1 protein-coding gene is annotated in these 624 nt (G+C 68.1%); it reads right to left on the bottom strand.

All coding sequences use genetic code 11. The features are described 5' to 3' along the window. Positions 1-192: 192 nt before the first annotated feature. Entirely contained in the window at positions 193-540 is a 348-nt protein-coding gene (locus AC1DTN_RS38265; protein ID WP_477925396.1) for a carboxymuconolactone decarboxylase family protein, read from the bottom strand. Between the last annotated feature and the right edge of the window lie 84 nt (positions 541-624).

The following is a 624-nucleotide window of genomic DNA, read 5'->3' as shown; positions in this document are numbered from 1 at the left end:
GCTCTGACGCCAACGAACCGGCAACAGACCCCATTCACACTCCAGGAAGCATCATGACCACTACCTATCCTTGGACAGTCCCGCCGACCGGGCCCGCAGGCCCTGCGGCGGATCAGGCTGTGCACTGAAGTCTGCCGATGCCGACTCTCACGGCACTTCGTCCCGACATTCGTGCCGGCAAGGAATCCGCCGTCAAGGCTTGGCGGCGAACACGTCGCGAGCGACGCCGATGGCCGTGACGGCGCTCGGCCAGCCGGCGTAGAACGCAAGGTGCGTCACGGTCTCGATCAGCTCCGCGTCGCTCAGGCCGTTCTGCCGCGCACGCGCCATGTGAGCCCGCAACTGGTCCGGGCGGTTCATCGCGATCAGCGCACTTACCGTGATCAGGCTGCGATCGCGCTGGGAGAGTCCGGGCCGGGCCCAGACGTCGCCGAACAGCACTACGGCCGTCAGTTGCGCGAACGTCGGCGCGACATCGCCGAACCGTAGCCGCCCCCGCTGGGGAGAGGCAGCAGCGGCAGCCACCTTCAGCGGTGTCACCCGATCCTGCTCGTCCGGAACCTTCTCGAGCCAGTCGGCCGGCGCGGTATTGACCGCCCGCGTGCCGGCGCGCGTGATGTGCAG

Source organism: Rhizobium sp. 01T444, from assembly GCF_056398305.1.
The sequence above is the reverse complement of the archived record's forward strand: the minus strand, read 5'-3'. Positions and strand labels throughout refer to the sequence as shown.